At 67.1% G+C, this 4437-nt stretch carries 4 protein-coding genes; 2 read left to right on the top strand and 2 right to left on the bottom strand.

From position 1 onward, the window contains the following. Positions 1–48 precede the first annotated feature (48 nt). Positions 49–1221, bottom strand: a complete 1173-nt coding sequence (gene ada, locus H928_RS28625; protein ID WP_084635866.1) for a bifunctional DNA-binding transcriptional regulator/O6-methylguanine-DNA methyltransferase Ada — start codon at positions 1219–1221, stop codon at positions 49–51. A gap of 107 nt (positions 1222–1328) precedes the next feature. Between ada and kynA the strand changes: the two genes are divergently transcribed. Then, positions 1329–2189: a tryptophan 2,3-dioxygenase gene (kynA, locus tag H928_RS0117880; protein ID WP_021027726.1), complete on the top strand. Its 861-nt coding sequence runs from the start codon at positions 1329–1331 to the stop codon at positions 2187–2189. A gap of 301 nt (positions 2190–2490) precedes the next feature. Further along, positions 2491–3765, top strand: coding sequence for an MFS transporter (locus H928_RS0117885; RefSeq protein ID WP_239645007.1), 1275 nt, complete (start codon positions 2491–2493; stop codon positions 3763–3765). A gap of 36 nt (positions 3766–3801) precedes the next feature. Here H928_RS0117885 and H928_RS33570 read toward each other — a convergent pair. Next, on the bottom strand, positions 3802–4437 hold a 636-nt coding region (locus H928_RS33570; RefSeq protein WP_021027728.1), incomplete at its 5' end, for an FAD-dependent monooxygenase.

Genomic DNA, 4437 nt, shown 5'->3' on the forward strand with positions numbered 1-4437 from the left:
GCCTCAGCCTCCAGCGGCAGCGCAACTTGTGCAGCACTGGCCGCACGCTTAGCCATGGCGCGCCACCCGTGGCGCCTGCGGTGCCAGCTCGGCCTCGTGCTGCAGCAATGCGCGCTTGCGGTCCACGCCCCAGCGGTAGCCGGAGAGGCCGCCGTCATTGCGCACCACCCGGTGGCAGGGAATGGCGACGGCAATCGCATTGGCCGCGCAGGCGCCCGCAACGGCGCGGCTGGCCTGGGGCATGCCCAGCTTGCGTGCCAGCTCGCTGTAGCTGACGGTGCTGCCGACGGGAATCAGCCGCAGCGCCTGCCAGACCTGCTGCTGAAAAGCGGTGCCGCGCACATCCAGCGGCAGCGCCAGGCCGCGCGTGGGTTCATCGACAAAGCCGATGACCTGGGCCATCCAGCGCTCAAAGGCCGCGTCGCCCCCGGCCAGTTGGGCTTTGGGAAAACGCTGCTGCAGGTCCTGCACCAGCGCATCGGCATCGTCGCCCAGCAAGATCGCGCAAATGCCCTGCGCGGTGGCGGCCACCAGGATGGGGCCCAGGCTGCATTCGGCCACGCCAAAGCGGATCTGCTGCGCGGCGCCCCCTGTGCGGTACTGGCGCGGGGTCATGCCCAGCACGGCCTGGCTGTCGCGGTAGAGCTGCGCGGTGCTGGCAAAGCCGGCATCAAAGATCGCATCGATGACGCGGGGCGCCTCTTGCGCATCGCCCAGCGCGGTTTGCAGGCGCTGGCGGCGCTGGGCCTTGGCATAGGCCTTGGGCGATACACCGACGGCCGCCTTGAAGACGCGCTGCAGATGGAAGGGGCTCATGCCGGCCCGCTCGGCCAGCTCGGCCAGGCTGGGCTCGTCTTCGGCCGTGGCGATCCAGTCGCAGAGCTGGGCCATCAAAGCCGCATGGCCGGGCTTGGCGGTCGCCTCGGGCTGGCAGCGCTTGCAGGCGCGGTAGCCAGCAGCCTGGGCCTGCGCTGCGGTGTCGAAAAATTGCACGTTTTCGGGCTTGGCCAGGCGCGAGCTGCAGGAGGGCCGGCAAAAAACGCCGGTGCTGCGCACCGCATAGACAAAGCGGCCATCGGCTGCAGCCTGGCGGCCCTGTACATCGGCCCAGCGCGGATCGGCCAGGGTTTGCTGCGCGCGGGAGGCGGCCAAAGCGGCAGCGCCGCGCGCCGGCACGGCCTCCGAAGTGGCTCTGGGTGTGGATGGGGCAGACGGTTTCATGCGAATCACCTCAGTACAATCGATGCAGCCACTTTAGGCCTTGCGGCCCGGTTGTGCAGTGCCATTCTTGCGCTGCAATTGACGCCGCTTGCACTGCCCCACACACCATGCGAGACACCCCCAGCAAGCCCGAATCCATTGTGCATGAAGAGCGCGCACAGCTCGACTTCAGCAAAGACATGAGCTATGGCGACTACCTGCACCTGGACGAGATCCTCAACGCCCAGCACCCGCTGTCGCCCGCGCACGACGAGATGCTGTTCATCGTGCAGCACCAGACCAGCGAGCTGTGGATGAAGCTGATGCTCCATGAGCTGCGCGCTGCCATGCAGGCCATGGCCAACCCGGCAGACAACACCAAGCCCGAGGCCTTCAAGATGCTCGCGCGCGTCTCGCGCATCATGGAGCAGCTGGTCAATGCCTGGACCGTGCTCTCAACAATGACCCCGCCCGAGTACACGGCCATGCGCCCCTACCTGGCCAATTCCAGCGGCTTTCAGAGCGCGCAGTACCGCTGCATCGAGTTCTCGCTGGGCAACAAGAATGCCGCCATGCTCAAGCCCCATGCGCACCGACCGGACCTGCTGGCCCAGGTAGAGGCGGCCTACGCTGCGCCATCGCTGTACGACATTGCCTTGCAGCTGCTGGCCCACGAAGGCATTGCCGTGCCGGCCGAAGCGCTGCAGCGCAACTGGAGCCAGCCGTACACCGAGAGCGAAGGCGTCAAGCAAGCCTGGATCACCGTGTACAGCGATCCGCACAAATACTGGGACCTGTACCAGCTGGGCGAGAAGCTGACCGATATCGAAGATGCCTTCCGCCTCTGGCGCTTCCGCCACCTGACCACCGTCGAGCGCGTGATTGGCTTCAAGCGCGGCACCGGTGGCACCGGCGGCGTGAGCTACCTGAAAAAAATGCTCGACGTCGTGCTCTTTCCCGAGATCTGGTCGCTGCGCACCAACCTGTGAGCTGCCGCAACCCCACCCAGGGGTTGCCCCAAGTGACACTGCGCCGTGCAGAGCCGGCCAGAGTCCTCTATAGTGGCAGGCGCATATAACAAGCCGCGCCAGCCCCCTACAGGCCGATGGCGCATATTAAGAGGCACTGACATCACCCAGCAAACCGAAGGTTTGCGGTTGAGACGAGGCATCAAGCCGCAGACAGTACAGACGTACGGCAAGGCTTGAGAACGACGTATCAAGGGTTATGTTGGCGACTCCAATAGGACCGGCACCCTCTGGCCCTGGCTTGTTGCCCGCACCCTCAGCCATGCCGGTCCCACCTACACCCTCCCCCACCGGGCGCCCTGCGGCGCCCTCGTCCACCCTGCTCTGGGCCATGCTGCTGACCTTGCTGTCGGCCTTCTCGCTGAGCCAGGCCTTCCGCACCGTCACCTCCATCATTGCCGATGGGCTGCGCACCGATTTCGGGCTGTCAGCCGAGTCGCTGGGCGCCTTTGCCGGTCTGTTTGGCCTGTCATTCGGCGTCACGCAGCTGTTCATGGGCGTGGGCATGGACCTGTATGGCCTGCGCAAGACCGTGCTCACCGCCTTCCCGCTGGCCATTGCCGGCTCGCTGATCTCGGCGCTCGCGCCCAGCTACCACGGGCTGATGCTGGGCCAGCTGCTGATCGGCATTGGCTGCTCGCCGGCCTTTTTGGCCTGCACGATGTTCATTGCGCGCCATTTCCCGAGCGACCGCTTTGCGTTCATGTCCGGCGTCGGCATGGGCGTGGGCGGCCTGGGCCTGCTGTTTACCGGCACGCCGCTGGCCTGGCTGGTGCAGCACTACGGCTGGCGCTGGGGCTTTGGCTTGCTGGCCGTGCTCTGCGCGCTGTCCTGGATAGCGATCTTTTTGCGCGTGCACGAGCCGCATCTGCCCAGCGATGACCTGCCCAAGCCCAGCTGGCTCACGGCCGTCAAGGGTTTTGGCGGCCTGCTGCTGGTGCCCCATACCTGGGCCATTGCCATCATGGGCATGGTGGGCTATGCCTCGTTTCTGACGGTGCGCGGGCTCTGGCTCAGCCCGATGCTGATCGACCGCTATGGCTTCTCGCTGGTGGCCACCGGCAACGTGGCCCTGATCGTCTCGATGATCTCGCTGTTCACGCCGTCGGTCTTTGGCCGGCTGGACCCGGGCCCGGCGCGCCGCCGGCGCCGCATCATCGCCGGCGCGGCCGTGATGGCCTGCACCTTCTGCGCACTGGCCTTTGTGCACCATGCTGCGGCCACCGTGGCGCTGATCATGTTCATGGGCCTGGCCTCGGGCTACTCGGTGCTGCAGTACGCCGATGTGCGCTCCTCCTACCCCAAGGAGACCACCGGCCGCGCGCTGTCGGTCTACACGATGGCGATGTTCCTGGGCGTGGCGCTGATGCAGTGGCTCTCGGGCATCGTCGCGTCCTACGCACAGCAGCACGGCGGCGAGATCTACCAGTATGTGATGCTGTTTGTGGCGGGCATGCTGATGCTGGGCTGCCTGGCCTTCCGCTTTTTGCCGCAATCGCCGCTGCTGCTGGCGCAACAGGCCCCGGCACGCCATTAGACCCCATCGGGCCTGGCGCGGCTTGGCGCGCCCGCGCTACAGCGCCGAGGCCGATGAGCCATCGCCCCGGTACAGCCAGGGCACATCCATCAGCTTGGCGCCCATGGCGCGCAGCGCCGTATCGCGCCCCAGGGCCACCAGGCCGCGTGCATGGAAAATCTCGCCATTGCGGATCGCGCGCGCCTGCACCCGGGCATTGCGCTGCCAGCGGTTGAGCGCATAGCGCCGCAGGCGCAGCGGCATCTCCAGGTCGTGCATGGTCAAGGCGCGCTGCAGCTCGGCCGCATCTTCAATCGCCATGCCCGCTCCCTGGGCCAGGTAGGGCCGCATCGGGTGGGCGGCATCGCCCAGCAGCGCGACCAGGCCCTGCGCCATCTCCTGGGGGCCAGCCATCGGTGCGCGGTCTGCCAGCGGCCAGAGGCGCCAGGCAGCGCCTGTGGCACTGACCGCTTCCACCAGGCCCAGCAGCTGGCGGTGCGCACCGGCGAGGCACCGCTGCAGATCGGCGCCGTTGCCCGCATGGTCCCAGTGCTCCAGGTCATCGGGCGCGGCGCCTTCCACAATGATGACCAGGTTCTGCATGTCGCCGCCGCGCACGGGGTACTGCACTGCATGAAAACGCGGCCCCATCCAGGCGCTGACCACGTCGGTGCGCCAGGCCGCCGGCAGATC

It is taken from the genome of Comamonas sp. B-9 (assembly GCF_000410635.1).
GTDB lineage: Bacteria > Pseudomonadota > Gammaproteobacteria > Burkholderiales > Burkholderiaceae_C > Comamonas.